Annotated in this window: 23 protein-coding genes; 7 read left to right on the top strand and 16 right to left on the bottom strand. The window is 65.5% G+C overall.

Translation table 11 applies throughout. The features are described from left to right. Positions 1–27: 27 nt before the first annotated feature. A complete protein-coding gene (locus tag V9L21_RS09855; protein ID WP_337311355.1) occupies positions 28–2634 on the top strand; it encodes a [protein-PII] uridylyltransferase in 2607 nt (868 codons plus the stop codon). Positions 2635–2718: 84 nt separating this feature from the next. Next, the gene (pgm, locus tag V9L21_RS09850) at positions 2719–4374 is read left to right on the top strand and encodes a phosphoglucomutase (alpha-D-glucose-1,6-bisphosphate-dependent) (protein ID WP_337311353.1); all 1656 of its coding nucleotides are present in this window, start codon (positions 2719–2721) and stop codon (positions 4372–4374) included. A gap of 22 nt (positions 4375–4396) precedes the next feature. Here the strand turns inward: pgm and V9L21_RS09845 are convergent, their stop codons facing one another. Genes V9L21_RS09845 through V9L21_RS09835 form a run of 3 tightly spaced genes read right to left on the bottom strand, consistent with a single transcriptional unit; the run spans position 4397 to position 7481 of the window. Then, positions 4397–5455 (bottom strand): amino acid ABC transporter permease, encoded by a 1059-nt coding sequence (locus V9L21_RS09845; protein WP_337311351.1) that lies wholly within the window; start codon positions 5453–5455, stop codon positions 4397–4399. Continuing rightward, a complete protein-coding gene (locus V9L21_RS09840; protein ID WP_337311349.1) occupies positions 5452–6450 on the bottom strand; it encodes an amino acid ABC transporter permease in 999 nt (332 codons plus the stop codon). The genes V9L21_RS09845 and V9L21_RS09840 overlap by 4 nt, the downstream gene beginning before the upstream one ends. Further along, on the bottom strand, positions 6447–7481 hold the full coding sequence (locus V9L21_RS09835; RefSeq protein ID WP_337311347.1) for an amino acid ABC transporter substrate-binding protein: 1035 nt from the start codon (positions 7479–7481) through the stop codon (positions 6447–6449). Before V9L21_RS09835 ends, V9L21_RS09840 begins: the two co-directional genes overlap by 4 nt. Positions 7482–7655: 174 nt before the next feature. Between V9L21_RS09835 and V9L21_RS09830 the strand changes: the two genes are divergently transcribed. Next, entirely contained in the window at positions 7656–8051 is a 396-nt protein-coding gene (locus V9L21_RS09830; protein ID WP_337311345.1) for a DoxX family protein, read from the top strand. 35 nt (positions 8052–8086) lie between these two features. Here V9L21_RS09830 and def read toward each other — a convergent pair whose 3' ends face one another. The 5 genes from def to smc all read right to left on the bottom strand — a co-directional run bounded on the left by def (position 8087) and on the right by smc (position 15980). After that, on the bottom strand, positions 8087–8626 hold the full coding sequence (gene def, locus V9L21_RS09825) for a peptide deformylase (protein WP_337311343.1): 540 nt from the start codon (positions 8624–8626) through the stop codon (positions 8087–8089). Positions 8627–8681: 55 nt separating this feature from the next. Next, a complete protein-coding gene (locus V9L21_RS09820; RefSeq protein ID WP_337311341.1) occupies positions 8682–9125 on the bottom strand; it encodes a hypothetical protein in 444 nt (147 codons plus the stop codon). 110 nt (positions 9126–9235) lie between these two features. Then, positions 9236–11320, bottom strand: a complete 2085-nt coding sequence (gene ligA / locus V9L21_RS09815; RefSeq protein WP_337311339.1) for an NAD-dependent DNA ligase LigA — start codon at positions 11318–11320, stop codon at positions 9236–9238. Between the two features lie 23 nt (positions 11321–11343). Continuing rightward, a complete protein-coding gene (locus V9L21_RS09810) occupies positions 11344–12450 on the bottom strand; it encodes a cell division protein ZipA C-terminal FtsZ-binding domain-containing protein (protein ID WP_337311337.1) in 1107 nt (368 codons plus the stop codon). A 14-nt stretch (positions 12451–12464) separates the two neighbouring features. After that, positions 12465–15980: a chromosome segregation protein SMC gene (gene smc / locus V9L21_RS09805; RefSeq protein ID WP_337311335.1), complete on the bottom strand. Its 3516-nt coding sequence runs from the start codon at positions 15978–15980 to the stop codon at positions 12465–12467. A 113-nt stretch (positions 15981–16093) separates the two neighbouring features. Here smc and V9L21_RS09800 point away from each other — a divergent pair, with 113 nt between their 5' ends. The 4 genes from V9L21_RS09800 to V9L21_RS09785 all read left to right on the top strand — a co-directional run bounded on the left by V9L21_RS09800 (position 16094) and on the right by V9L21_RS09785 (position 19296). After that, on the top strand, positions 16094–16852 hold the full coding sequence (locus V9L21_RS09800; protein ID WP_337311333.1) for a hypothetical protein: 759 nt from the start codon (positions 16094–16096) through the stop codon (positions 16850–16852). Between the two features lie 60 nt (positions 16853–16912). Beyond that, positions 16913–17233, top strand: coding sequence for a helix-turn-helix domain-containing protein (locus tag V9L21_RS09795; protein ID WP_337311330.1), 321 nt, complete (start codon positions 16913–16915; stop codon positions 17231–17233). Continuing rightward, the gene (locus tag V9L21_RS09790) at positions 17230–18528 is read left to right on the top strand and encodes a type II toxin-antitoxin system HipA family toxin (protein WP_337311328.1); all 1299 of its coding nucleotides are present in this window, start codon (positions 17230–17232) and stop codon (positions 18526–18528) included. Before V9L21_RS09795 ends, V9L21_RS09790 begins: the two co-directional genes overlap by 4 nt. 75 nt (positions 18529–18603) lie before the next feature. Continuing rightward, positions 18604–19296: a mobilization protein gene (locus tag V9L21_RS09785; protein WP_126746403.1), complete on the top strand. Its 693-nt coding sequence runs from the start codon at positions 18604–18606 to the stop codon at positions 19294–19296. Between the two features lie 8 nt (positions 19297–19304). Here V9L21_RS09785 and V9L21_RS09780 read toward each other — a convergent pair whose 3' ends face one another. From V9L21_RS09780 to V9L21_RS09745, 8 genes are all read right to left on the bottom strand, one after another. Beyond that, a complete protein-coding gene (locus tag V9L21_RS09780) occupies positions 19305–19811 on the bottom strand; it encodes a disulfide bond formation protein B (RefSeq protein ID WP_337311327.1) in 507 nt (168 codons plus the stop codon). After that, the gene (locus V9L21_RS09775) at positions 19808–20905 is read right to left on the bottom strand and encodes a sulfate/molybdate ABC transporter ATP-binding protein (RefSeq protein ID WP_337311325.1); all 1098 of its coding nucleotides are present in this window, start codon (positions 20903–20905) and stop codon (positions 19808–19810) included. Before V9L21_RS09775 ends, V9L21_RS09780 begins: the two co-directional genes overlap by 4 nt. 89 nt (positions 20906–20994) lie before the next feature. Further along, positions 20995–21888 carry a sulfate ABC transporter permease subunit CysW gene (cysW, locus tag V9L21_RS09770; protein WP_337311322.1) on the bottom strand — a complete coding sequence of 298 codons (894 nt, stop codon included), beginning with the start codon at positions 21886–21888 and terminating at the stop codon, positions 20995–20997. Between the two features lies 1 nt (position 21889). Continuing rightward, on the bottom strand, positions 21890–22777 hold the full coding sequence (gene cysT / locus V9L21_RS09765; protein WP_337311319.1) for a sulfate ABC transporter permease subunit CysT: 888 nt from the start codon (positions 22775–22777) through the stop codon (positions 21890–21892). Then, a complete protein-coding gene (locus V9L21_RS09760; protein WP_337311317.1) occupies positions 22778–23794 on the bottom strand; it encodes a sulfate ABC transporter substrate-binding protein in 1017 nt (338 codons plus the stop codon). After that, the gene (locus V9L21_RS09755) at positions 23791–24366 is read right to left on the bottom strand and encodes an RBBP9/YdeN family alpha/beta hydrolase (RefSeq protein ID WP_337311315.1); all 576 of its coding nucleotides are present in this window, start codon (positions 24364–24366) and stop codon (positions 23791–23793) included. The genes V9L21_RS09760 and V9L21_RS09755 overlap by 4 nt, the downstream gene beginning before the upstream one ends. 19 nt (positions 24367–24385) lie before the next feature. Then, the gene (locus V9L21_RS09750) at positions 24386–25027 is read right to left on the bottom strand and encodes a peroxiredoxin (RefSeq protein WP_258506056.1); all 642 of its coding nucleotides are present in this window, start codon (positions 25025–25027) and stop codon (positions 24386–24388) included. A gap of 126 nt (positions 25028–25153) precedes the next feature. Continuing rightward, the gene (locus V9L21_RS09745; RefSeq protein WP_337311313.1) at positions 25154–26068 is read right to left on the bottom strand and encodes a LysR family transcriptional regulator; all 915 of its coding nucleotides are present in this window, start codon (positions 26066–26068) and stop codon (positions 25154–25156) included. Positions 26069–26071: the final 3 nt, after the last annotated feature.

Below are 26071 nucleotides of genomic sequence, written 5' to 3'. Positions count from 1 at the left end.
AAGCGGCGCACGGCCCCGGACAAAGCCGTGATCGAACCAGCCAAGATCGACGTGGCAACGCTGCGCGAAGCCTATCGCGCAAAGAAGCTCGCGCTCTTCGAAACTCTGCGTTTTGCACGCGCACCCACGCGCAGCGTGCATACGGTGCTGCGGCAGCTATCGGCGCTGGCCGACCAGACCTTGTGCGCGCTTTGGCGCGAGGCCGACTTTGGCGATTCGCTCGCGCTGGCGGCCGTGGGCGGCTTTGGCCGTGGCGAGCTGTTTCCGTATTCCGACGTCGACGTGCTGTTGCTGCTGCCGCCCGAGGGCCATGCCAGCGAAATCGATCCGGCGCGCATCGAGGCCTTCATCGGGCATTGCTGGGACGCGGGGCTTGAAATTGGTTCGAGCGTGCGCACGGTCGAAGAATGCCTGGCCGAGGCCGAAAAAGACGTCACCGTGCAGACCTCGCTGCTCGAGGCACGGCTGATCGCGGGCAACAAGAAGCTCTTTGTCGGCTTCCGCCGCCGCTTCACCCGCGCCATCGATCCGCAGGCTTTCTTCGTGGCCAAGTCGCAGGAAATGCGGCACCGCCACCAGAAGTTCGACAACACGCCGTACGCGCTCGAACCCAACTGCAAGGAATCGCCGGGCGGCCTGCGCGACCTGCAGACCATTCTCTGGATGACCAAGGCCGCCGGCTACGGCAGCCGCTGGGACGACCTGGCAAAGAATGGCCTGGCCACGCCTTTCGAGGCGCAGCAGATCAAGCGCAACGAGGCGCTGCTTTCGCTGATTCGCGCGCGGCTGCATGTGATTGCCAACCGGCGCGAAGACCGGCTGGTGTTCGACCTGCAGACCGCCGTGGCCGCGAGCTTTGGCTACGAGAGTGAATCGCAGCGCAAGTCGAGCGAAGCGCTGATGCGGCGCTACTACTGGGCGGCCAAGGCGGTCACGCAGCTCAACCAGATCTTGCTGCTCAACATCTCGGAGCGGCTGCAGCCCAGCGACGAGCAGCACACGCCGATCAACGAGCGCTTTTACGAACGGGCCGGCCTGATCGAGATTGCAAGCGACGACCTGTACGAGCGGGAGCCGCGCGCCATTCTCGAGACCTTCCTGCTCTACCAGAAGACCATCGGCGTAAAGGGCCTGTCGGCACGCACGCTGCGCGCGCTCTACAACGCGCGGCATGTCATGGACAGCAAGTTCCGCAACGACCCGGCCAATCACGAGACGTTCATGCGCATCCTGCTGCAGCCGTACGGCATTACGCATGCGTTCAGGCTCATGAACCAGACCTCGGTGCTGGGGCGCTACCTGCGGGTGTTTCGCAGCATCGTCGGGCAGATGCAGCACGACCTGTTCCACGTGTACACGGTGGACCAGCACATCCTGATGGTGCTGCGCAACGTGCGGCGCTTCTTCATTGCCGAGCACGCGCACGAATACCCGTTCTGCTCGCAGCTTGCGGCCGGCTGGGACAAGCCGTGGATTCTTTACGTGGCCGCGCTGTTCCATGACATTGCCAAGGGCCGCGGCGGCGACCACTCCACGCTCGGCGCGCGCGACGTGCAGCGCTTCTGCAAGCAGCACGGCATTGCGCGCGAAGACGCGAAGCTGATCGAATTTCTGGTCGCCGAACACCTGGTGATGAGCCAGGTGGCGCAAAAGCAAGACCTGAGCGACCCGGAAGTGATTGGCGCCTTTGCCAAGCGCGTGGGCAACGAGCGCTACCTCACGGCGCTTTACCTGCTCACCATTGCCGATATTCGCGGCACATCGCCGCGCGTGTGGAATGCCTGGAAGGGCAAGCTTCTCGAAGACCTTTACCGCTACACCCTGCGCGCGCTGGGTGGCCGCATGCCCGATCCGGACGCAGAGGTGGAGTCGCGCAAGCGCGAGGCGCTGGTGCAGCTTGCTTTGCATGCGCAGCGCTTCGAAGCGCACAAGGCGCTGTGGGACACGCTCGACGTCGGCTACTTCATGCGCCACGAGGCCAGCGAAATCGCCTGGCACGCCAAGCAGCTTTCGCGCTTCGTGCCGCCGCCCAACGTGCCGGTGGACCCCAAGGCGCCGCCGATCGTGCGGGCGCGCCTTTCGCCGGTGGGCGAAGGGCTGCAAGTGGTGGTGTACACGCCCGACCAGCCCGACCTCTTCGCGCGCATCTGCGGCTATTTCGACCAGTCGTCGTTCAGCATTCTTGACGCAAAAGTACACACCACCAGCAACGGCTACGGCCTCGATACCTTCCAGGTTGTAACTACTTTCCTGCCCGACCATTACCGCGATCTCATCAGCATGGTCGAGCTGGGCCTTGCTCAGACGCTCACCGAGGCCGGTCCCCTGCCCCCGCCCAGCGTGGGCCGGGTGTCGCGCCGGGTGCGCAGCTTTCCCATCAAGCCGCGCATCAGCCTGCTGCCCGACGACAAGGCGCAGCGCTGGCTGCTCAACATCTCGGCCAGCGACCGCGCGGGGCTGCTGTATTCGGTGGCGCGGGTGCTTGCACGACACCACCTCAACCTGCAGCTCGCCAAGGTCACCACGCTCGGCGAACGCGTGGAAGACACGTTCCTTATCAGCGGCCCCGAGCTGCAGGGACAGAAGACCCAACTGGCCATCGAGACGGAGCTGATGGAGGCGCTGGCCTCCTGAGGCGCTTTCCGCTTGTTTCGTTCGCAGGCGCATCCTGCGGCATGATGTTGCCGACTTGATTCAACTCGAACGGCAACACTCGACATGAGCCAAAAGACCAACCCTCTCGCAGGCCAGCCCGCACCGCTGGACCTGCTCGTCAACATCCCGCGCCTCATCTCGGCCTACTACACGGGCCGGCCCGATCCTTCGGTGCCAGCCCAGCGCGTCGCCTTTGGAACATCGGGGCACCGCGGCTCCTCCTTCGACGACGCTTTCAACGAGTGGCATGTGCTGGCCATCAGCCAGGCGATTGCCGACTACCGCAAGCAGAAAGGCATCGACGGCCCGCTGTTCCTGGGCATCGACACGCATGCACTCTCCACGCCCGCATTCAACAGCGCGGTGGAAGTGCTGGCGGCCAACGGCGTGGAGCTGATGCTCTCGAAGGACGACGAGTACACGCCGACGCCCGCCGTTTCGCACGCCATCCTCGTCTACAACCGCGGACGCACGACCGGGCTGGCGGACGGCATCGTGATCACGCCTTCGCACAACCCCCCCGAAAGCGGCGGCTTCAAGTACAACCCGCCCAACGGTGGCCCCGCGGGCACCGACATCACCTCGGCCGTCGAGGCCGCGGCCAACGGCTATCTTGCCGCCGGTCTGCAGGGCGTGAAGCGCCTGCCGCTCGCGCAGGCGCTGCGCGCTTCGACCACGCACCGCCACGACTACCTGAACACCTATGTGGAAGACCTGGCGCAAGTGCTCGACATGGACGCGATTCGCGGCGTGCCGATCGACCTGGGCGTCGATCCGCTGGGCGGCGCCGGCGTGCGCTACTGGCCCGCCATTGCCGCGCGCTACAAGCTCGACCGGCTCAACGTGCTCAGCCAGGAGGTCGACCCGACCTTCCGCTTCATGTCGCTCGACTGGGACGGCCGCATTCGCATGGACCCCTCGTCGCCCGATGCGATGCACCAGCTCATCGGCCTCAAGGACCGCTTCGGCATTGCCTTTGCGTGCGATACCGATCACGACCGGCACGGCGTCGTCACGCGCAGTGCAGGGCTGCTGCCGCCGAACAACTACCTGGCCGTGATGGTCGACTATCTCTTCACGCACCGGCCGAAGTGGGCGGCGCATGCGGCCGTCGGCAAGACGGCGGTCAGCAGCCAGATGATCGACCGCGTGGCCGCAAACCTGGGCCGCAAGCTGTACGAGGTGCCAGTCGGCTTCAAGTGGTTCGTCGACGGGCTGGTGGATTCGTCGCTCGGCTTCGGCGGCGAAGAAAGCGCGGGCGCGACCTTCCTGCGGCGCGACGGTTCGGTGTGGACCACCGACAAGGACGGCATGGTCCCCGCACTGCTCTCGGCGGAGATTGCCGCGCGCACGGGCCGCGACCCCGGCGAGCGTTTTGCCGAACTGGCACAGGCGCTGGGCAAGCCCGTGTCCAACCGCGTCGACGCAGCGGCCACAGTCGAGCAGAAGAAGAAGCTTTCGAGCCTGTCGCCGCAGCAGGTGCTGTCGACGGAGCTTGCGGGCGAGAAAATCCAGAACGTGTTGAGCCATGCGCCGGGTAACGGCGCAGCCATCGGCGGCGTGAAGGTGGTCACGGAAAATGGCTGGTTTGCCGCTCGGCCCTCCGGCACCGAGAACATCTACAAGATCTACGGCGAGAGCTTTCTCGGTGCCGAACACCTCGGGCGCATCCTCGATGAAGCGCAGCAGCTGGTGGACAAGGCGCTGTCGGCAGCCTGATGAAAGGCGGGGCAGCGCTGCTTCAGCGCGTGCCCTCCCCCAGCCGCCGCTCCAGCCACACGCTGTAGCGCGACAGGCCGAAACACAGCACCCAGTACACCGCAGCAATGAAGAGGTACCCCTCGAGGTAGAACGGCCGCCAGGTCGGGTCGCCGCCGAGGGCCAGGCCCAACGCGCCGGTCAGCTCGAACAGCCCCACCACGGTGACCAGCGATGTGTCTTTCAGCGTGCCGACCACGCTGTTGGTCAGCGCGGGCACCACGAGCCGCAGCGCCTGCGGCAGCACGATGTCTCGCTGCACCGGCCAGCGGCCAAAGCCGAGTGCCATGGCGACTTCGGTCTGCCCGCGCGGCACGGCCTGCAGGCCGCCGCGAATGATCTCGGCCAGATAGGCGGCCACGAAAAGCGTCAGACCGGCCAGCACGCGCACCAGCACATCGGGCTGCCAGCCCGCGGGCCACAGCAGCGGCAGCAGGAAAGAAGCCATGAAGAGCACTGAAATGAGCGGCACGCCGCGAACCAGCTCGATGTAGCTCGCGCTCAGCGTGCGAACCACCGGCCAGCCCGAGCGGCGCCCCAGCGCAAGCAACAGCGCCAGCGGAAATGCCAGCGCCAGGCCCACCACCGCAAGGCCGATGGTGAGCGGCAAGCCGCCCCAGCGGCTGGTCGGCACATGGACCAAGCCAGCCACGCCGCCGCGCATCAGCAGCACGAAAAGCAGCAAAGCCACGATCCAGAGCGGCACCAGCCACCAGCGCCAGCTGCGCGGCCAGGCGCTGAGCACCGTGACGGCCGACAACACGACCACGGCAATGGCAGGTCGCCATTGCTCGTCATAGGGAAATCGGCCAAACAGCATTGGCCGCCATTTTTCAGCCACCACGCCCCAGCAAGCGCCATGCTGCACGGCGCGGCAGGCTTCGGCGTCGGGCCGGAACACCGCATTCAGCACGCCCCATTCGAAAGCTTGAAAGCCGCCCCATGCAAGCAGCGCGAGCAGCAGCACCGTGGCCAATGCCCGCAGCGGCGAACCCCACAGCTCGCTGCGCCACGCAATGGGGCCTTGAGCGGCGTTTCTCATTGCCAGCCCCTGAGCGCAACGCGTGCGTTGTAGCGGTTCATGCCGAATGAAATCAGCAGCGACAGCAGCAGGTACACCGCCATGATGATCGCAATGCACTCGAAAGCGCGCCCGTTCGAGCCGATGGTGGTGTTGGCCACCGACACCAGTTCCGGATAGCCCACGGCCACCGCAAGCGATGAATTCTTGGTAAGGCTGAGCAACTGGTTGGTGAGCGAAGGCACGATCACGCGCAGCGCCTGCGGCAGGATCACGATGCGCAATTGCTGCCCCGGCGTGAGGCCCAGCGCCTGCCCGGCCAGCACCTGCCCCTGCGACACCGACAGGATGCCGGCGCGCACGATTTCCGCCACGAAAGCCGCCGAGTAAAACGACAGCCCCGCGACGATGGTCACGTACTCCGGGCTCAGCGCCGCACCGCCGCTCACGCCGAAGTCGCCCTTCTCGGGCCATTCGAAGTGCGTGGGCCACCAGCCGCCCTCGCCCGATGCAGGCCAGGGCACGCTCAAGCCGCCCTTGCTGAGCCACACCCCGGGCAGCAGGCGCACGGGCTCGGTCGGGTCGGGCAACAGGTTGGCCATGGCAAAGGCCAGCATCAACAGCTGCACCAGCAGGGGCACGTTGCGCAGCACTTCAACGTATGCCGTGCAAATGCCGCGCAAGAGCACGTGCGGCGCGAGCCGGCCGATGCCAATCAAGGTGCCGAGCACGACTGCAAAGACGGCCGCGGGCACCGCCGCCCGCACGGTGTTGATCAACCCTGCCAGGAAGGCGCGCCAGAACGGCTGGCTGGCATCGAAGTCGAGCCAGCCTTCGCTGATGGAAAAGCCCGCGGGCTCCGTCAGAAAGTCGAAGCCCGAACGAACCCCGCGCGAGCGCAGGACTTCGAGCGCATGGTTCACCACCCAGACGGCGCCGGCCAGCACGGCCAGCACCAGCAGCGCCTGGACACCCCAGGCCAGCCAGGCGCCGCGGCGCGAGGCTTCCCGGCTCATCGAACAGGTGGTGCGTAGATCAGGCCGCCCTTGTTCCAGAGGTTGTTCGAGCCGCGCGGCAGCTTGAGCACCGATTTCGGCCCGACGTTGCGCTCGAACATCTCGCCGTAGTTGCCCACAGCCTTGATGGCGCGGAACGACCAGTCCTTGTCGAGGCCGAGCAGCTTGCCCAGGTCTTCACCGGTGCCGACCAGGCGCTGCTGCGCCGGGTCCTTGCTGTTGGCCTTGAGCTCATCGGCATTGGCTTGGGTGACGCCGAACTCTTCAGCCTCGATGAGCGCGTTGGGCACCCACTTGGCAATGGCAAACCATTCGTCGTCGCCGCGGCGCACCAGCGGCGCAAGCGGCTCCTTGGAAATGAGCTCGGGCAGGATGACGTAGTCGTCGGGGTTCGGCGCCTCCTTGTTGCGCAGGCCCGCGAGCGCCGAAGCGTCGGTGGTGAAAGCCTGGCAGCGGCCCGAGAAAAAGGCCTTGAACGAAGCCTCGAAGCTTTCGAACACCACCGTCTTGACCGGGATGTTCTGCGCGCGGAAGTAGTCGGACACGTTCTTCTCGTTGGTGGTGCCCGACTGCGTGCAGATGGTCGCGTTCTTGAGCTGCTTGGCGCTGGTGACCTTGAGCTTCTTCGGCACCAGGAAGCCCTGGCCGTCGTAATAGGTGATGGTGGTGAAGTTGAAGCCCAGCGAAGCGTCGCGCGTCAGCGTCCACGTGGTGTTGCGCGCGAGGATGTCGATTTCGCCGGCCTGCAGGGCCGAGAAGCGCTGCTGCGAATTGAGCGGCACGAAGTCAACCTTTTTCGCATCCCCCAGCACGGCAGCGGCAATGGCGCGGCAGGTGTCCACGTCCAGACCCGACCAGTTGCCCTGCGTATCAGGTGCGGAAAAGCCGGCTACGCCGTTCGTCACGCCGCATTTCACGGTGCCGCGCTGCTTGACGGCATCGAGGGTCTTGCCGGCGAAGGCCGGTGCGGCGGCTGCAAAAGCAAAGGCGGATGCGGCAACGGCCAGCGCGGGACGGAATCGACTCTTCATTGGTGTGTTCTCCTCAACAACAAGCAAAAGGCAGTGTACGGGGCCGCGCACGACTCTGCCAAAGAACGGACGGTTGAATGCATATGCCGCATCGCGCGCCGGCCCGGGCTTTTCCTGCCCGCGGCACATTCACTAACATATGGCCCTTCAATCACTTTCACCAGGAATCTGCTCATGACCAAATCCGATGACACCGGCAAGCTCGTTCTGCGCGTCGCACTCGGCATTCTTATCCTGCTGCACGGCATTGCGAAGGTCGGCAAGGGCGTCGACGGCATCGGCGGCATGCTGGCCTCGCAAGGGTTGCCGGCGGCCATGGCATACCTGGTCTACGTCGGTGAAATCCTCGCTCCTGTGCTGCTGATCGTGGGACTTTTCACCCGCCCCGCAGCGCTGATCGTTGCAATCAACATGGTGGTGGCGATCTGGCTGGTGCACCAGAAGGACCTGGGCGCCCTCAATGGCCAAGGCGGCTGGGCGCTGGAGCTGCAGGGCATGTACCTGTTCTCGGCAATCGCCGTCGCGCTCTTCGGCGGTGGCCGATTCGGCCTGGGCGGCAAGTACAACTGAACGCACGCGGCCGGTGATGAACCGGCCGCTTTTTTTCAGTCGTCGTCGTTGGCGTCGAGCCCAGGAAACAACACGTCGGTGTAGCCAAAGCGCGAAAAGTCGCGCACCCGCATCGGGTAGAGCTTGCCAAGCAGGTGATCGACCTCATGCTGCACCACGCGTGCATGAAAACCGCTTACGGTCCGGTCGATCGGATCGCCATACGGATCGAAGCCGGTATAGCGGATGTTCGAAAAGCGCGGCACCACGCCGCGAAGGCCCGGCACCGAAAGGCACCCTTCCCAGCCCTCTTCTTCCTCGTCGCCGATGGGTGTGATGACGGGATTCAGCAGCACGGTGCGGGGCACCGGAGGTGCGTCGGGGTAGCGTGGATTGACGACGTCGGTGCCGAAAATGACCAACTGCTGATCGACGCCGATCTGCGGTGCGGCCAGCCCGGCCCCGTTGACCGAAATCATCGTCTCGAACATGTCGCGCACCAGCAGGTGCAGTTCGTCGGTGTCGAAAGCGGCCACCGGCTGCGCAACGCGCAGCAGCCGGGGGTCGCCCATTTTCAGGATTTCGCGAATGGCCATGGCGGAATTATCGCGACAGCCAAGTGCTGCCATGGGCTACCTGCCTGCGCCGCGATCAGGGAGGGGTTTGGTTCCTCGCCGAATCGGGCGTGGTTTGAAGCCGTTGACGGGTGTTTGACGGCGCCGAGCGGTACTGCGGCAATGGGGAAACGCCGGTATTCCCGGTCGGCGGCACGATCACGCCACCACCAGGCGGCCGTCCGCCGCCCCAGCCCGGGCGTCCCGCGGGGTAGCCCGGCCGCACCGCCGGATAACCTGGCCGGCCGTAGTACGGCCGGTCGCCGTAATAGGGCCGCCCACCGTAGTAAGGCCGGCGGCCTTCGTAGTAGGCGCCGCCTTCGATGTAGACGGGCGCCGGCTGCACGACCACCGGGTTGTCGTAATACGGCTGCGAATAGCCCCCGTTGTAGTAAGGATCGCCGGGCACCGCAACGCAGCCGCCGAGCAGCGCGATGCCGCCGATGGCGACGCAGGTACCGAGAACACGAATTTTCTGCATAAGGGACTCCTTGTCAGCCTTTTGTCTTCAACGCCAGCTTGTAGTCCCTGTTGACTGCGCTGGTGTGAAGTCACGTAACCAGCGGTAAGGACGCCGAGCCTCCACCCTCTTCAGCCTGGCACGCCGCTGGCGAGTATCTCCAGCATACCCGCCTCGTCGATCACGTTCACGCCGAGTTCGCGGGCCTTGTCGAGCTTGCTGCCGGCCTCTTCGCCCGCAACCAGGTAGTTGGTCTTCTTGCTGACGGAACCGGCCACCTTGGCACCGGCTGCTTCCAGTTTGTCCTTTGCTTCGTCCCTGCTGAGCGTAGGAAGGGTGCCGGTAATGACGAAGGTCAGTCCCGCCAGCGGCTTGGGCGCGCGGGCGGCGGGTTCGCCCTCTTCCCATGTCAGGCCGCAGGCGCGCAGCTGCTCGACCACTTCGCGGTTATGCGGCTGGTCGAAGAAGGTGCGCAGGCTTTGCGCCACCACGGGACCGACGTCGTTGACCTCGAGCAACTGTTCTTCGGTCGCATCCATGATCGCGTCGAGCTTGCCGAAATGCTTGGCCAGGTCTTTCGCGGTGCTTTCGCCCACATGCCGGATACCCAGGCCGAACAGGAAGCGCGGCAGCGTGGTTTTCTTCGATGCTTCCAGCGCGTCGACGAGGTTCTTGGCCGACTTCTCCGCCATGCGGTCCAGGCCCGCCAAGGTGGTGAAGCCGAGCCTGTACAGGTCGGGCAAGGTGCGGATCAGGTTGGCATCGACCAATTGCTCGACCAGCTTGTCGCCGAGCCCGTCGATATCGACCGCGCGCCGTGCCGCAAAGTGCAGGATGGCTTCCTTGCGCTGGGCGGCGCAGAACAGGCCGCCAGTGCAGCGGTAGTCGACCTCGCCCTCTTCGCGCAACGCTTCCGATCCGCACACCGGGCACTGTCGCGGCATGGTGAAAAGCGGGCCGCGCTCGCCCTCGGGCTTGGCCAGGCTCTCGGGCACCACGCCGACCACTTCGGGAATCACATCACCCGCGCGTCGCACGATGACCTGGTCGCCCACGCGCACGTCCTTGCGGCGTGCCTCGTCCTCGTTGTGCAGCGTGGCGTTGGTCACGGTCACGCCGCCGACGAACACGGGTGCGAGCTTGGCCACCGGCGTGAGTTTGCCGGTGCGGCCCACCTGCACTTCGATGCCGAGCACCTCGGTGAGTTGTTCCTGGGCCGGGTATTTGTGCGCCACGGCCCAGCGCGGCTCGCGCGAGACGAAGCCGAGCTGCCGCTGCAGCTCCAGACTGTCGACCTTGTAGACCACGCCGTCGATGTCGTAGGGCAAGGCATCGCGCTGACGGCCGATGTTCTCGTGGAACGCGATCAACTCAATCGCCCCCCTCGCACGCGCCGTCTGCTTGGCCACCGGAAAACCCCATGCGTCGAACTGCTGCAGCCAGTCGAACTGCGTCGGAAAATCCGGGCCGCCCTCGCTGGCCGGCGTGGCCTCGCCCAGGCCATAGGCAAAAAAGCTGAGCGGGCGCGCCGCGGCGATAGCCGGGTCGAGCTGCCGCACCGCGCCGGCCGCCGCGTTGCGCGGATTGACGAACACCTTCTCGTTCTTCTGGCCGGCCGCAATCTTCTCTCGCTGACGCTCGTTGAGCGCATCGAAGTCGGCGCGCTTCATGTAGACCTCACCGCGCACCTCGACCACGGGCGGCGCCTTGCCGTTGAGCCGCAGCGGAATATCGCGCACCGTGCGGATGTTCTGCGTGACGTCTTCTCCCACCTCGCCGTCGCCGCGCGTTGCGGCCTGCACCAGCACGCCGTTCTCGTAGCGCAGGTTCATGGCCAAGCCGTCGAACTTGAGTTCGCAGACGTATTCGACCTGAGGCCCGTCTTCAGCCAGGCCCAGTTCCTTGCGCACCCGCGCATCGAAAGCACTGGCGCCGCCGGGCGAGATGTCGGTCTCGGTGCGAATCGACAGCATCGGCACCTTGTGGCGCACCTTCACGAAGCCGTCGAGCACCTTGCCGCCCACGCGCTGCGTGGGTGAATCGGGCGTCCGCAGGTCGGGAAACTCGGCTTCGATGGCTTGCAGGCGCTGGAACAGCTTGTCGTACTCGGCGTCGGGCAGCTCGGGCGCGTCGAGCACGTAATACAGGTGGGCGTGCTTGTGGAGCAGTTCGCTCAGTGCGGCGGCTTCGCGTGCCGCTTCGTCGCGCGTTGTCATGGGTGTCTCCCGAAGAAATCGGATCAGCTGAAGAGGCGTCGCGCCAAAGGCGAACCGGCGGCGAGGTCGCGCGACTCGAGCGTGTCGTAGAGCTGTTCGAGGTCGGCGCCGATCACGTCCATGGTTTCCTCGCGCAGCAGCTGCCCGTCGCTGTCGGTCACCACGCCGTCCATCTCGCGCGCCAGCGTGGCGGCGGCTTCGCGCATGCGGCGGAACGGCTGCTCGGCACGGTCGACCTGCGGCACGTCCAGGCTCAGGCTGAGCTCGCGAATGGCCGACTGCGCCGGATCGTCGGCCAGCGCGGCCTGGGTGTCGAACGAAAGCCCGAGGATCGGCGGCAGCCCGACTTCGCTGGTCGGCAGCACCATGCGGCCGGGGATGATGCCCGCCACAAAGCCCAACCGCGCCGCGTTCTGCTGCACATAGCCAGGGCTCCAGGCCGCGTGCAGCGCGCGCAGCACAAAACCCAGCTGCGCATCGTGCGCGCTGGCGAACTGGTCGAGTTCGCGCGCTCGCGCCACTTCGTCGAGCATTTCGGGAAACTCGAGTGCGCCGTTGACGGCGTCGGCAAACGCCTGCGCCTTCACCACGAATTCGGAATACTCGATTTCGTTGAGCGCGCCGGTGCGGTTGGCCAGCTGCACGCCGACCTGGAAGGCGCTGTAGCGCTGGCCCGCCACGGGCGGCTCCCATTGGCCGGTGTGCTCGTTCAGGCCTTCGATGGCAACGGGCTTGCTGCCCGCGCGGCGGGTGGGCGGCATGGCCGCGATGGCCGCATCGCCCGATGCAAGGCCGTCCAGCGACACCGGTGCGATCACATCGATGAGCGGATCGAGCCCGCCGCGACGCTCGGCGGTGGGCAGCGGGCTGGCGCTGGGCGCCGGCAGATCAGGGTCGAACAAGGGCTCGTGCCGCTCCTGGCCCGGCGGCATCTGGTGCGGATCGATGTGGAGCATCGGCTCCACGCCATCTGCCGCAGACGCCGGCGAACGTTCCGCATCGGAAAAATCGTCGCTGGCGGCGTCGGGCTGCCGCGGCGCATTGCGGCGCGAAGTGACGGTGTTGTAGGCCACGACGGCCGCGAGAACGAGGCCGCCGAGGATGGCCAGGGCGAGAGTGAGATTGCTCATGCGCGCTGCTCGGCTTAAGCAGCTTCGACCATCGAGACGGCCGATTCCATGTCGACCGCAACGATGCGGGACACGCCCTGTTCCTGCATGGTTACGCCGATCAGCTGCTCGGCCATTTCCATGGCGATCTTGTTGTGGCTGATGAAGAGGAACTGGGTTTCGCGGCTCATGGCGGTCACGAGTTTGGCATAGCGCTCGGTGTTCGCGTCGTCCAGCGGCGCGTCCACCTCGTCGAGCAGACAGAAAGGCGCGGGGTTGAGCTGGAAGATGGCAAACACCAGCGCAATGGCCGTGAGCGCTTTTTCGCCGCCCGAGAGCAAGTGGATGGTCTGGTTCTTCTTGCCCGGCGGTTGTGCCATCACCTGCACGCCCGAATCCAGGATTTCGTCGCCCGTCATCATCAGCCTTGCGTTTCCGCCGCCGAAGAGCTCGGGGAACATGCGGCTGAAGTGCTCGTTCACGATCTTGAAGGTGCCCCCGAGAAGCTCGCGCGTTTCGCCGTCGATCTTGCGAATGGCGTCTTCGAGCGTGCCGATGGCCTCGTTCAGGTCGGCCGACTGCGCATCCAGGAAGGTCTTGCGCTCGCTGGCAATGGCAAGCTCGTCCAGCGCCGCCAGATTGACCGCGCCCAGCGCGACCACTTCGCGGTTCAGGCGGTCGATTTCGCTTTGCAGGCCGGTAAGGCGCACCTTGTCGGTTTCGATCGACTGGGCTACCGCTTCGAGATCGGCGCCCGCGTCGTCCAGCAGCTGCTGGTATTGCTCGACACCCAGCCGCGCGGCCTGTTCCTTGAGCTGGAATTCTGTGATGCGCTGGCGCAGCGGATCAAGCTCGCGTTCGAGCTGCAGCCGGCGCTCGTCGCTGGCGCGCAGCTTCAGCGTGAGGTCGTCGTATTGGCTGCGTGCCGCACCCAGCGCACCTTCACGCTCGAGCTTGAGTGCCAGTGCGTCCTGCAGCCCGGCCTGGGCCGCGGCGTCCGACAGGCGACCGAGTTCGGCCCTGGCGCGCTCGTCTTCGTCTGTTAGTGCGACCACCTGCTGCGATGCAGTTTCGATGGCCCGGCTCAGCTCGCCGCGGCGGGCTTCAAGCGTGCGCTGCGAGAAAGTGGCTTCCTGCGCCTGGCGCTCCAGGCTGCGGTGCTGCTCGCGGCTGGCGGCCAATGCACGGCCGGCCTCGATCACGCGTTCGTCGAGTTGCGCGTGGCGCTCCTGGCTGTCGGCCAGCTGCATGTCGAGCTCTTCGAAGCGGCCTTCGGCGGCCATGCGCTTTTCCTGCAGCTCTTCGAGCTGCGCATCGACTTCGGCGAGGTCGGCGGCCAATTGCTCGCTGCGCGCCCGCGTCTGTTCGGCAAGCTGCGTCATGCGCAGGGTTTCGACTTGCAGTTCGTGCGCACGCGATTGCGTCTCGGCTGCTTCACGGCGTGCCGTCACAAGGCGCTGCGCAGCATCGGCGTAGGCGGCTTCGGCGCGGACGAGCGCGGTGCGCGCTTCTTCGCTGATGAGCGTCTGGGCGCGCAGCTGGCGCTCCAGGTTTTCCATTTCCTGCTGGCGTGCCAGCAGGCCGGCCTGCTCGGAATCGGGGGCGTAGAAGTTCACGCTGTGCGAGAACACAGCGTGGCCGCTCTGCACGTAGATCACTTCGCCCGGCTGCAGCGTGCCGCGCTGCGCAAGGGCTTCTTCGAAGCTCTGGGCCGTATAGCAGCCGTGGAGCCAGTCGGTCAGCAGGGCTTGTAGGCCCGCATCGTTCAGGCGCAACAGGCTGGACAGGCGCGGTAGCGCGGCAGCGCCTGGCGGCACACCGGCATCGGGCGGGCTGTAGAACGCCAGCTTGGCGGGCGGCGCATCGCTGCCGAAGGCACGCACCATGTCGAGCCGGCTGACCTCAAGTGCACCCAAGCGCTCGCGCAGCGCCGCTTCGAGCGCGTTTTCCCAGCCCTGCTCTATGTGAATACGGCTCCAAAGGCCCTGCATGCCCTCAAGCCCGTGCTTGGCGAGCCAGGGCGCGAGCTTGCCGTCGGTCTTGACCTTTTCCTGCAGCGCGCGCAGTGCTTCGAGGCGTGCCGAAAGTTCGGCATGCCGGGCGCTCTCGGTATTGACGGCCTGCTGCTTCGTCCGGCGGTCGTCGTCGAGCTGCGGCACCGACTCTTGCAGTTCATGCAGGCGCGCGTCGGCTTCGCTCGCGGCTTCTTGAGCGGCGGCGTGCTCTTCCTGCATCGATTGCAGGCGGGCTTCGTCGGGCGCGGCCAGCGCGCTCTGGTCGGCACGCAGGCGTTCGCCGCGCTGCGTGAGCTGCCGGCTCTGGTCTTCGATGTTGCGCTGGTCGGCCGCCAACACCTGGATCTGCTGCTGAATCTGCACCACCGCGGCGCGCTGCGCGTTGGCTTCGTCCTGGGCGCGCTGCTGCGCTTCTTCCAGTTCGGGCATGCGGGCGTCGTGCTCTTCGAGCTGCGCGGCCAGCATGACGGCCTGCTCTTCGGCATCGACGCCCTGGCCGGCCAGCGTTTCAATCTCTGCCTCGGCCTCTTCGCGGCGGCGACCCCATTGGCCCATTTGCTCGCGCAGCTGAACGAGCCGTTGCTCCACGCGCTGGCGGCCTTCGACCACGAAACGGATTTCGCCCTCGAGGCGGCCGACTTCGGCGCTGGCTTCATAGAGCTTGCCCTGGGCCTGGTTGACCTGGTCGCCGGCCGCGTAGTGCGCCTGGCGCACGGTTTCGAGTTCGGATTCGATGCGGCGCAGGTCGGCGGTGCGCGACTCCAGGTCGTTGATCGCCTTTTCGGAGTCGGCCTTGATCTTGGCCTGATCGGCATCGCCTTCGCTGCGCTTCAAGAACCACAACTGGTGCTGCTTCTTGGTGGCTTCGCCCTGCAGCGTGTTGTAGCGCGCGGCCACCTCGGCCTGCTTTTCCAGCTTTTCGAGGTTCGCGTTCAGTTCGCGAAGAATGTCTTCGACGCGCGTGAGGTTCTCGCGCGTGTCGCCCAGGCGGTTCTCGGTTTCGCGCCGGCGTTCCTTGTATTTGGAAACACCCGCGGCTTCTTCCAGGAACAGGCGAAGCTCTTCAGGCTTGGATTCGATGATCCGGCTGATCGTGCCCTGCCCGATGATGGCGTAGGCGCGCGGGCCGAGGCCGGTGCCCAGGAACACGTCCTGCACGTCGCGCCGGCGCACTGGCTGGTTGTTGATGTAGTAGCTGCTGGTGCCGTCGCGCGTGAGCACACGCCGCACGGCAATTTCGCCGAACTGGTTCCACTGGCCGCCCGCGCGATGGTCGGCGTTATCGAACACCAGCTCCACGCTCGAACGGCTGGCCTGCTTGCGCGTGGTCGTGCCGTTGAAGATCACGTCCTGCATCGACTCGCCGCGCAGCTCCGACGCGCGCGACTCGCCCAGCACCCAGCGCACCGCATCCATGATGTTCGACTTGCCGCAACCGTTGGGCCCGACAACGCCGACCAGTTGGCCTGGCAGTAGGAAGTTGGTCGGTTCGGCGAACGACTTGAAGCCTGAAAGCTTGATGGAATTGAGACGCACGACTTGTCGGCCTGCCTTGGCATAGCGCCAAGGTATTGATTTGTAAGGAAAATTGCACGGGCCTGCCGCTTGAAGCAGGCCGCCGCCCCAGCTGTGGATGATAACGTCAGGGCATGAGCGATTCCCTGGTTTCACCCTTCACCGCGCGCCGCGGCTACCTGCTTGCCGGCGCAGCTGCACTGCTGGGCCTTGGCGGTTGCGCGGCCACCCGTTCCACCGAGCGCGCCGAACCTTATGCCAACCAGGAATGGTTGCAATCGAGCGCCAACCGCATTGCCAATCTTTCCTTGCGCGACAACCTGCAATCGATCCGGCGCGTGCAAACCACGCTGTACCGGCGCAACCCGCGCGAATGGCGCAAATCGGCGGCAAGCATCGAAGCGGCCACCCAGCGCGCCTGGGACGCGGTGCTGACAGGCCCCGCCCTGCCCGAGCTGCGTGGCGCCACCGGCATCGACGCCATACGCCTGGCCTTCGACACCAGCCCGCAGGGGTACCAGGGCGACCGGGTTGCAGCCTTGGTCGTTGGCTGGGCGTCCATGCTCAAGCAAGCCAATGGCGACACCTGGGACCAGACCATGCTGGATGGCGTCAATGCCGAAAACAGCTACCGCGCCGCGCGCAACTTCGAAATATCGCTGTGGCTGATCTCCTCGAAGACCGGACCTGACGGCCAGCCCTTGCTGCTGGCCACCGAAATCAGCGAGCGTGGGCGCAACCTCGTGGCCGACCGTGAGCTGTCGAAGGTGGTGGCGCGGCTCGACCTGCTCGCCGCCCAGGCCGACGAGAAATACCGCCGCGCGGCGCTCGACTTCGGACAGAACTGGATCATGGGCGTGATCATGCCCTTCTTCACCTTGATTCCCCGATAAGGCAATAGGCACATCTCGGAAATATATTTCCCAAACATCAGCTTGCGGTAATATGTTTCCGTGATCAAACAGGAACTCATCGCCGCTCTCACCGCCCGCCGCGATGCCGCGGGTCTCTCCAACGCAGATATCGCGCAACGCTCCGGCCTGACCGAGCGCTCGGTGCGAAACGCGCTGAGTCTCAAGGGCAATCCACAGCTGTCTTCGCTGCTGGCTCTGGTCGACGCCATCGGCCTCGAACTGCAGCTTGCGCCCAAGGGCTTCGGCGAGAGCACGGCCACCGATGACGGCTACCGCCCGGTCGCCACCCGCGTGGGCCACGCCATCGCGCAGGCGCCCTCCCCGCCGCCATACGCCAACAAGCGGCGCCGTTCGCCATGAACGTCAAGATCCTTGAAATTTCGCTAGGCTCGCGGCGCTTCGGCAAGCTCTTTCAATACGCCGACCTGTGCCGCTTCGTGGCGGAACCCGAACTGGTGGCCGCTCCGCCGGCTGAAGTGCTGTCGCTTTCAATGGTGGCAAGCGATCCAGCCACCCAGGCGGCACTGTGGAGCGACGTGAAGAACCCGCTCTTCAATGCACAGGGTGGCCAGCTTCCGCGCTTCTTTCAGAACCTCTTGCCCGAAGGCGTTCTGCGCAGCCATATCGCGCAGTTGCGCGGCTGCCGCGAAAACGACCATTTCGAGCTCCTCGCGGCTTGCGGGGGCGACCTCCCCGGCGCTGTGAGCGCCCGGCCGGTCTCGGTCGACCGCGGAACGCTGCAGCGGCTCATCACGCAGGACCAGGATGCGCTCGAGATGTCGGTGGTCGAGTTGCCCATGCCGCAGGGCATTTCAGTGTCGGGTGTGCAGCCCAAGCTCGGCCTGCGCCGCCAGGGCGGCCGCTACGTGGCCCGCACGCGTGCCGGGGCAAGCACCCGCGTGATCGCCAAGCTGCCCATGGCCGGCCGTCCGCACATGCCGCAGCTCGAAATGCTTTCGCTCCAAATGGCGGGCGCGGCCGGTGTCGAGGTCTGCCATGCCGAACTGGCACCGCTCTCCGCCATTGCGGCCGAACACAGCTACGCGTTGCCCGACGAGCCTGATTTCCTCGCGGTCACGCGCTTCGACCGTGAGGGCGCGCGCCGCATTCATTTCGAAGATTTTGCGCAGGTGCTCGCGGTCGACCCGATGCACAAGTACAGCGCCAGCTACCTCGACATGGCGCTTGCCATGCGCGCCTTTCCTTCGATGGGCGAAGAGGCGGTGCTCGAACTCGTGCGGCGCCTGGCGGTGAACGACCTGCTCGGCAACCCCGATGCACACCTGAAGAATTTAGGCGTGATCTATCCGGACGGTATCGCGCCGCGGCTGGCGCCGGCCTACGACATCGTGGCGTATGCCGCGCTCCAGGGCGTCGACGGCCATGCCTTGCCTCTTCTGCCAGCGGCGGGCGGAGGTGCCGCACCCAAACGCACGGCATTGTTCACGCCCGCCAACATACGCGCCTTCTGCTTCTCGACCGGGCTGCACGAGCCGCTGGTCCGACGCGTCATTGCAGATACCGCGCGGCTCGCGCGCAGCCAATGGCCCGCAATGATCGATGCATCGACGCTGCCTGCGCCGTGGAAAAAGCGGCTGCAGCAGCGCTTGCAGGCACACCCCTTGCTGCAAGGGATGGCGAAGCGCGGCAAATGAGAAAAAGAAAGGAAAACACGCCCCTAGAATGAATCAGCCCTTCACTCCTCAACCCATTCGAGGCAGCAGCAACTCATGAGCTCCATCAATTTCATCGGCGGCGAAAAAGGCGGTGTCGGCAAGTCGGTTACCGCGCGCGTGCTGGCGCAGTACTTCATCGACCACAGCCGGCCTTTCACGGGCTTTGACACCGACCGCTCGCACAGCTCGTTCACCCGCTTCTACGAAGGCTTTGCGTCGCCCATCGTGGTCGACAGCTTCGAGGGGCTCGACACCGTGGTGAACGGTTTCGAAACCAATCCGCAGCAAAGCGTCATCGTCGACTTGGCCGCCCAGACACTGGCGCCGCTATCGCGCTGGATCAAGGAATCGGATCTGTTCGACGTGTTCGTCGAATTGGGCGTGGCCGTCAACTTCTGGCATGTGCTGGACGACGGCAAGGACTCCACCGACCTGCTCGGCACGCTGATCGACACCTTCGGCAACCGGCCCAACTACATCGTGGTGCAGAACTACGGCCGCGGCAGCGACTTTGGCATGCTGCTCGCGTCGCAATCGCTCTCCAAGGCGACCGCGAACGGCGCCCGCGTGATCACGCTGCCGCGCCTGCACGAGGCGAGCATGCGCAAGATCGATGCGCAGAACACCAGCTTCTGGAAGGCCGTGAACGACCGCGAAGGGCCGCACGCGCTGGGCCTGCTGGAACGCCAGCGCGTGAAGTCGTGGCTTGCCACCGCCTACGCGGCTTTCGACACTTTGCCGCTCTAGGCGGCAGTTCAACGCGCCACTGGGCGCTTGCGGAAGATCAGCACAAGCAGCAGAACTGCAAGAACGAAGAAGGCGACGAACGACCAGTTCGCCAGCGTCAGCCCGAACAGCGACCAGTCGATCTTCGAGCAATCGCCGCCGCCGCGGAAGATCATCGGCAGCGCCCGCTTGAGCGGGAAAGTCTCGATCATTCCGTACAGGTCGCGTCCGCACGAGACGACCTCGGGCGGATACCACTGCAGCCAACTCTGTGCGGCGGCCGTGTAGGCACCGCCGATGGCCGACACCAATGCCAGCACCCCACCCGCCACCTGCAAGCCGCGGCTGCGGAACACGGCTGCCAGCCCGGTAAAGAGCGCCACCAGAACCAGGGCATACCGCTGCACGATGCACATCGGGCACGGCTCCAGGCCCACCACATGCTGCAGATAGAGCCCGAAGGCCAGCATGAGAACACAGGCCAGGCAAATCAGCCCATACGCACGGCGCGGCGCGCCGAAGTACCAATCGATCAAGGGGAAACCCAATCTTCTTCTACGAACACCCGGGCCTTGCGCGGCGTGGCGACCACTGTGTCGCCCTCGTTCAAGCCCAGTTCACGGAACTGTTGCGCAGGGATTTGCGCTTCGATGATGGTTCCGGAGCCCGGATTATCTGGATTCGTTTCGGTGGGCTCAAGTTCCAGCCGAGCGATGGGGCCGACCACGATGGCACGCGACAAGGTCGCCACGATGCCGGTGGCACCGGCGGTGTAGCGCTCCACGGTCAGGTCATGCGGGCGCACATAGGCCATGGCCTTGGCGTCGCGCGCGCCGCTGTGCTCGGGCGAATCCAGGCGCATGCCGTCCAGCTGCACTGCGCCGTTGTCGGCCCGGCCATGGAACAGGTTCACGTCGCCCAAGAAGCCGTAGACGAAGGGGCTTGCGGGCTGGTCCCACACTTCTTGCGGCGAACCGACCTGCTCGATCCGCCCCTTGTTGATGACCACCACGCGGTCGGCCACTTCGAGCGCTTCTTCCTGGTCGTGCGTGACGAAGATCGACGTGACGTGCAGCTCGTCGTGCAGCCGGCGCAGCCAGCGGCGCAGCTCCTTGCGCACCTTGGCGTCGAGCGCGCCGAAGGGCTCGTCGAGCAGCAGCACCTTGGGTTCGACTGCGAGCGCCCGGGCCAGCGCAATGCGCTGCCGCTGGCCGCCCGAGAGCTGCGACGGATAGCGGTCGGCCAGCCAGTCGAGCTGCACCAGCTTGAGCAGGTCGGTCACCTTCTGCTTGATCTGCGTTTCGCTCGGGCGCTCCTTGCGCGGCTTCACGCGCAGTCCGAAAGCCACGTTCTCGAACACCGTCATGTGGCGGAACAGCGCGTAGTGCTGAAACACGAAGCCCACCTGGCGTTCGCGCACATGCACGTCGGTGGTGTCTTCGCCCGAAAAAAGAATGCTGCCGGTATCGGACGTTTCCAGCCCCGCGATGATGCGCAGCAGCGTGGTCTTGCCGCAGCCTGACGGGCCGAGCAGTGCGACGAGTTCGCCCGATTCGACATCGAGGTTCACGTTGTTCAACGCCCGGAAGTCGCCGAACTGCTTGCTGATGTTGCGGATTTCGATGCTCATGGAATCTCTTCCTCTGCCTTCTTCTGATGACTCCCTCTCCCCTTGGGGAGAGGGTCGGGGTGAGGGTTCTCCCCTCACCGCGGGACTTTTCAAGCTTGCGTGGGACGTTCCGGCGGCAGCTCGGCGATGGCTTTCATTTCGCGCTCGTGGCGCCATTCGATGACCGACTTGATCACCAGTGTGACCAGCGCCAGGATGGCCAGAAGCGAGGCCACGGCAAACGCAGCCACAGACTGGTACTCGTTGTAGAGCACTTCCACATGCAGCGGCATGGTGTTGGTCTGCCCGCGGATGTGGCCGGACACCACCGACACCGCGCCAAACTCGCCCATGGCGCGTGCGTTGCAAAGAATCACGCCGTACAGCAGCCCCCACTTGATGTTGGGCAGCGTCACGCGCCAGAAGGTCTGCCAGCCGGTCGCGCCCAGCACGATGGCGGCCTGCTCTTCGTCGGTGCCCTGCGCCTGCATCAGCGGCACGAGTTCACGCGCAATGAACGGAAAGGTCACGAACACCGTCGCAAGCACGATGCCGGGCACCGCGAAGATGATCTTGATGTCGTGTTCCGCAAGCCATGGGCCGAACCAGCCTTGCGCGCCGAACACCAGCACGTAGATCAGGCCCGCCACCACCGGCGACACCGCAAACGGCAGATCGACCAGCGTGGTCAGAAAGGCCTTGCCGCGGAATTCGAACTTGGCAATGGCCCACGCCGCGGCAACGCCGAACACCAGGTTCAGCGGCACCGAAATGGCGGCCGTGATCAGCGTGAGGCGAATCGCGCTCCAGGCGTCGGGCTCCTTCAGCGCTTCGAGGTAGGCGCCAAGGCCCTTACGCAAGGCCTCGGTCGCCACGGCCGCGAGCGGCAGCACCAGGAACAGGAACATGAACGCGAGCGCAAGGCCGATCAAAAGCCATCGCACCCAAGGCGACTCGGTGGTGCCGGCCTGCGCGCGGCGAATGATTTTGGAAGGGGCGCTCATCTCAAGCTCCTGCGCGGCGGCGCTGCCAGGCTTGCAAGCCGTTGATGACGAGCAGCAGGATGAACGAAATCACCAGCATCACGAGCGCGACCGCGGTTGCGCCGGCGAAGTCGTATTGCTCCAGCTTGCCGATGATGATGAGCGGCGTGATTTCCGAGATCATCGGCATGTTGCCGGCGATGAAAATCACCGAGCCGTATTCGCCGATGGCCCGCGCGAAAGCCATCGCAAAGCCCGTGAACAGCGCGGGCGCAATCGACGGGAAGATCACTTTCGTGAAAGTCTGAAGGCGTGTCGCGCCGAGCGAGGTGGCTGCTTCTTCAAGCTCTTTCTCGGCGTCTTCGAGCACCGGCTGCACGGTGCGCACCACGAAGGGCAGCCCGATGAAGATCAGCGCAATCACGATGCCGGCCGGCGTGAACGCGAGCTTGATGCCGTGCGGCTCGAGCAGCTGGCCGATCCAGCCGTTGCCCGCGAGCAGCGCGGTCAGCGAGATGCCGGCCACCGCCGTGGGCAGCGCAAAAGGCAAGTCGACCAGCGCATCGACGATGCGCTTGCCCGGAAACTTGTAGCGCACCAGCACCCAGGCCACCAGCAGGCCGAACACCGCATTCACCATGGCTGCAAGCAGCGATGCGCCGAACGTGAGCCGGTAAGAGGCCATGACACGCGGCGCGGTCACGGCCACCCAGAACTGCTCCCAGCTCAGCGTGAAGGTCTTGAAGACCAGTGCCGACAGCGGGATCAGAACAATCAGGCAGAGATAGAAAATCGAAAAGCCGAGCGTGATGTGAAAGCCCGGCAGCACCCGCCTGGAGCCCCCTGCCCGGTTCACATGCGAAAGCGGCGCTCCCGCGGACGGGAGCGCCGAAGAAACAGCGCCGCTCATTTACTTTGCGCCAGGGGTGTAGAGCTTGTCGAACTGGCCGCCGTCGTTGAAGTGCACCTTCTGTGCATCGCCAAGGCTGCCAAAAAGCTCTTGCACCGTGAACAGCTGCAGCGGCTTGAACGTGGCGGCGTGCTTCTTCAGCACGGCTTGCGAACGCGGGCGCAGCGCATGCTTGGCCGCAATTTCCTGCGCCTCTTCGGAATAGAGCCAGTCGAGATAGGCCTTGGCGAGCTCGCCGGTGCCCTTCTTCTTGGTCGTGCGCTCGACCAGTGCCACCGGGTTCTCGGCCACGATGCTGATCGACGGGTAGACCGAGTCGACCTTGCCCGTGCCGAACTCGCGGTCGATCGACACCACTTCGGATTCGAAGGTGATCAGCGCGTCGCCGATGTTGCGCTGCAGGAAAGCGGTGGTCGCGTCGCGGCCGCCGCGTGCCAGCACCGGCACGTTCTTGAACAGCTTGCCCACGAACTCGGCCGCCTGGGCGTCGGTGCCGCCCTTCTTCTTCACGTAGCCCCAGGCCGCAAGGTAGGCATAGCGCCCGTTGCCGCCCGTCTTGGGGTTGACGATGACGACCTGCACGCCCGGCTTGACCAGGTCTTCCCAGTCCTTGATGCCCTTGGGATTGCCGTTGCGCACCAGGAACAGCATGGTCGAGGTGGTCGGCGATGCGTTTTCGGGGAATTGCTTGTTCCAGTCTTTCGCGACCACGCCGGTGTTGGCCAGAAAGTCGATGTCGGTGGAGGTGTTCATGGTCACCACATCGGCATCGAGGCCGTCGGCCACAGCGCGCGCCTGCGCACTGGAGCCGCCATGCGACTGGTCGATCTTCACGTCCTTGCCCGTGGCCTTCTTGTAATGGGCCACGAACGCCGCGTTGTAGTCCTTGTAGAACTCGCGCGCCACGTCGTACGAGGCGTTCAGCAGCGTGGTGCCCTGTGCAAAGGCGTTGCTGCCCGCGAATGCGGAGGACGCCAACGCGAGCACGGCGGCGAAGGTCTTGAGTCTGGAAGTCATGTGGTTGCCAAGTTTTCTGAAAATTCACGGCCCGCCGGCCAGGCGGCGGGCTCGTCGGTCAACGACTGGAGCAAGGCCAGGCCAAGCGGCCAGTCTCCATGCCCCGAATCGATGTTGATATGCCCCGCATTCTGCATGCGGACAAACTCACTGCCCCAGGCGCGGGAATATGCGCCGGCCAGGCGGATCGGGCAATACGGATCGTTGCTGCTTGCCACCACGATGCTGCGGTACGGCAGGGTCGCGTACGGCACCGGCGCAAAGTCGGACAGCACTGCCCGGCGCTCGGGGTCGGCCGGCGCCACCAACAGCGCCCCGCGGATGCGCGCGGCGGCCTCGGCCGGCAGGTGCGCCGTGGCAATACAGCCCAGGCTGTGCGCGGCAATCACCACCGGCCCGGGGCTTTCGAGCACCAGCCTGGCCAGCGTGGCCACCCAGGCCTCGCGCTTGGGCGAAGCCCAATCGTCCTGCACCACCCGTGCCGCTCCCGGAATGCGCTGCTCCCACAGGCTCTGCCAATGGCCGGGCCCGGAGTCGCGCCAGCCGGGCACGATGATCACGGAAGTCTGCATGCGGCGCTGTCCGGCCCGCTTACTTGTTGGGCTGCGGCGTGATGCGCAGATAAGGCTTCACGGCCTTGAAGCCCTTGGGAAAGCGCTCCGCCAGTTCAGCCGGGTCCTGGATGCTCGGGATGATGACCACGTCGTCGCCGTCCTTCCAGTTAACGGGCGTGGCCACCTTGTGGCTGTCGGTGAGCTGCAGCGAATCGATCACCCGCAAGATTTCGTCGAAATTGCGGCCGGTGGAAGCCGGGTACGTGATGGTCGCGCGAATCACCTTCTTCGGATCGATGATGAACACGCTGCGCACCGTGGCCGTGGCCGATGCGTTGGGGTGAATCAGGTCGTACAGGTCGGCCACCTTGCGGTCGTGGTCGGCCACGATCGGGAAGTTCACCGTGGTGTTCTGCGTCTCGTTGATGTCGCCGATCCATTCCTTGTGCTTGGTGGCCGGATCGACGCTCAGCGCAATGGGCTTCACGCCGCGCTTGGCAAATTCGCCCGACAGCGCCGCGGTCTTGCCGAGCTCGGTGGTGCAAACAGGCGTGAAGTCGGCCGGGTGCGAGAAGAACACGACCCACGAATCGCCGGCCCACTGATAGAAGTCGAGGGGGCCTTCGCTGGAATCCTGGGTGAAATTGGGGGCTGTGTCGCCGAGTCGCAGGGTCGCCATGGTCGCTCCTTGGGTGGAATGGGACCTGGGATTGTGCGAAGGCCTGCTTCAATGCCAAACGAATATCTACTTGTTTGGTTATGGCGTTTTTCGCATAACGACCGCTCGGGCGGTCATTGGCAGCCGCTAGTACATGCCGGTTTCGCTCCCGTGCAGGTGCTCGGCCAGGAAGTCGATCAACCGCCGCACCGCCGGCACCAGCGCCCGCCGCGCCGGAAAAACCATGTGCGCAATGACGGCTGGGGGTCCCCACTCGGGCAGCACTCTCGCCAGGCGGCCCGCCTCCACGTCGTCACGGCACATGTAGCCGGGCAGCAGGGTTGCACCCGCGCCCTCGAGCACAGCGATCTGCAGTGTCGCGAGATCGTCCGCCACATAGCGCGGTGTATGAACGTGCGTGTAAATCTCGCCGTTCGGCCCTTCAAGCCGCCATTCGCTGCGCCCCTCGCCGTTGGCCGACATGGCCGCGGTCTGGAGCCGCACAAGGTCGGCGGGCGTTTTCACCGGCCCCTGGCGCTTCAGCAAGTCCGGCCTCATCACAAGTACCGCGCGGCTCGTTCCCAGCACCTTGGCGACCAGGGTGGTGCTGTCCTCGATGGCCGGCCGCACGCGCAAGGCGATGTCGATGCCTTCCTCGATCAGGTCGACCGGCCTGTTCATCACCCGCAGGTCGACACGCACGCCCGGATAGCGCTCCATGAACTGCGGCAGCAACCGGCCCAACCCGCTGTGCGCGATGGAAATGGGGCAGCTCAGCCGCACCGTGCCGCTCGGCTCCGTCTGCACCTGCGCCACCGCCTCGGCCGCCGCCTGCGCTGCGTCGCGCATGGCCGCCGAATGCCTCAGGTAGATCTCGCCCGCCGGCGTGAGCGAAAGCCGCCGCGTGCTGCGCTGCATGAGCTGCACGCCCAGCCGCTCTTCAAGATCGGCCACCCGGCGCGACAGCCGTGACTTGGGAACGCCAAGCGCGCGGCTTGCCGCGGCAAAGCCGCCCCGCTCCGCCACTTCAGCAAAGAAAACCATGTCGTTGAGGTCCTGCATGCC

The organism is Variovorax sp. CCNWLW235, from assembly GCF_037204085.1.
Taxonomy (GTDB): Bacteria; Pseudomonadota; Gammaproteobacteria; order Burkholderiales; family Burkholderiaceae_C; genus Variovorax.
This window is presented reverse-complemented; position numbering and strand designations above follow the sequence as displayed.

What these genes read in the sequence shown, in the direction of transcription:
- pgm (WP_337311353.1), top strand. Translation starts at nt 2,719, where the DNA reads ATGAGCCAAAAGACCAACCCTCTCGCAGGCCAGCCCGCACCGCTGGAC.
- V9L21_RS09845 (WP_337311351.1), bottom strand. Translation starts at nt 5,455, where the DNA reads ATGAGAAACGCCGCTCAAGGCCCCATTGCGTGGCGCAGCGAGCTGTGG.
- V9L21_RS09840 (WP_337311349.1), bottom strand. Translation starts at nt 6,450, where the DNA reads ATGAGCCGGGAAGCCTCGCGCCGCGGCGCCTGGCTGGCCTGGGGTGTC.
- V9L21_RS09835 (WP_337311347.1), bottom strand. Translation starts at nt 7,481, where the DNA reads ATGAAGAGTCGATTCCGTCCCGCGCTGGCCGTTGCCGCATCCGCCTTT.
- V9L21_RS09830 (WP_337311345.1), top strand. Translation starts at nt 7,656, where the DNA reads ATGACCAAATCCGATGACACCGGCAAGCTCGTTCTGCGCGTCGCACTC.
- def (WP_337311343.1), bottom strand. Translation starts at nt 8,626, where the DNA reads ATGGCCATTCGCGAAATCCTGAAAATGGGCGACCCCCGGCTGCTGCGC.
- V9L21_RS09820 (WP_337311341.1), bottom strand. Translation starts at nt 9,125, where the DNA reads ATGCAGAAAATTCGTGTTCTCGGTACCTGCGTCGCCATCGGCGGCATC.
- ligA (WP_337311339.1), bottom strand. Translation starts at nt 11,320, where the DNA reads ATGACAACGCGCGACGAAGCGGCACGCGAAGCCGCCGCACTGAGCGAA.
- V9L21_RS09810 (WP_337311337.1), bottom strand. Translation starts at nt 12,450, where the DNA reads ATGAGCAATCTCACTCTCGCCCTGGCCATCCTCGGCGGCCTCGTTCTC.
- V9L21_RS09800 (WP_337311333.1), top strand. Translation starts at nt 16,094, where the DNA reads ATGAGCGATTCCCTGGTTTCACCCTTCACCGCGCGCCGCGGCTACCTG.
- V9L21_RS09790 (WP_337311328.1), top strand. Translation starts at nt 17,230, where the DNA reads ATGAACGTCAAGATCCTTGAAATTTCGCTAGGCTCGCGGCGCTTCGGC.
- V9L21_RS09785 (WP_126746403.1), top strand. Translation starts at nt 18,604, where the DNA reads ATGAGCTCCATCAATTTCATCGGCGGCGAAAAAGGCGGTGTCGGCAAG.
- V9L21_RS09775 (WP_337311325.1), bottom strand. Translation starts at nt 20,905, where the DNA reads ATGAGCATCGAAATCCGCAACATCAGCAAGCAGTTCGGCGACTTCCGG.
- cysW (WP_337311322.1), bottom strand. Translation starts at nt 21,888, where the DNA reads ATGAGCGCCCCTTCCAAAATCATTCGCCGCGCGCAGGCCGGCACCACC.
- cysT (WP_337311319.1), bottom strand. Translation starts at nt 22,777, where the DNA reads ATGAGCGGCGCTGTTTCTTCGGCGCTCCCGTCCGCGGGAGCGCCGCTT.
- V9L21_RS09760 (WP_337311317.1), bottom strand. Translation starts at nt 23,794, where the DNA reads ATGACTTCCAGACTCAAGACCTTCGCCGCCGTGCTCGCGTTGGCGTCC.
- V9L21_RS09755 (WP_337311315.1), bottom strand. Translation starts at nt 24,366, where the DNA reads ATGCAGACTTCCGTGATCATCGTGCCCGGCTGGCGCGACTCCGGGCCC.
- V9L21_RS09750 (WP_258506056.1), bottom strand. Translation starts at nt 25,027, where the DNA reads ATGGCGACCCTGCGACTCGGCGACACAGCCCCCAATTTCACCCAGGAT.
- V9L21_RS09745 (WP_337311313.1), bottom strand. Translation starts at nt 26,068, where the DNA reads ATGCAGGACCTCAACGACATGGTTTTCTTTGCTGAAGTGGCGGAGCGG.